A 391-nucleotide genomic window follows, 5' to 3' on the forward strand; every position below is an offset into this window, starting at 1 on the left:
GGCGTCACTCGCCCTCGTCCGGCTCGTTCGGCTCGTGCCAGCGGGCCCGGTAGGCGGCCTCGTGCGCCTCGTGGGCCGTCCGTTCCTCGAAGATCAGTTGGCGCAGCGCCCGCCGGCCCTCGTCGAAGATCACCACCTCGGCGGCCACCATGCCCACGCAGATCAGGGTCAGCAGTGCCATGGTTGCCAGTGCCGGCAGCCGGTCGACCAGCGGGGGGCAGATGGCAAGCAGCCCCATCGTGGCCACCCGGGTCCAGCTCAGGGTGTGCAGGGTCCGCAGCTGGAACAGCATGTTGCCGAAGAGGTACAGGATCACCCCGCCGAAGAGCAGCGGCTCGGCGGGGCCGCGCGCTGGTACCACGTTGGAGATCTGCGGGTTGGTGATCTGGCT

General features: G+C 69.8%; 1 protein-coding gene. It reads right to left on the reverse strand.

What is annotated here, in order from left to right; all coding sequences use genetic code 11:
• Positions 1–4 precede the first annotated feature (4 nt).
• The coding region (locus ACNAVT_RS31845) for a low temperature requirement protein A (protein ID WP_416301708.1) at positions 5–391 on the reverse strand (387 nt) is incomplete at its 5' end.

It is taken from the genome of Micromonospora sp. SL4-19, from assembly GCF_047921475.1.
Lineage (GTDB): Bacteria > Actinomycetota > Actinomycetes > Mycobacteriales > Micromonosporaceae > Micromonospora.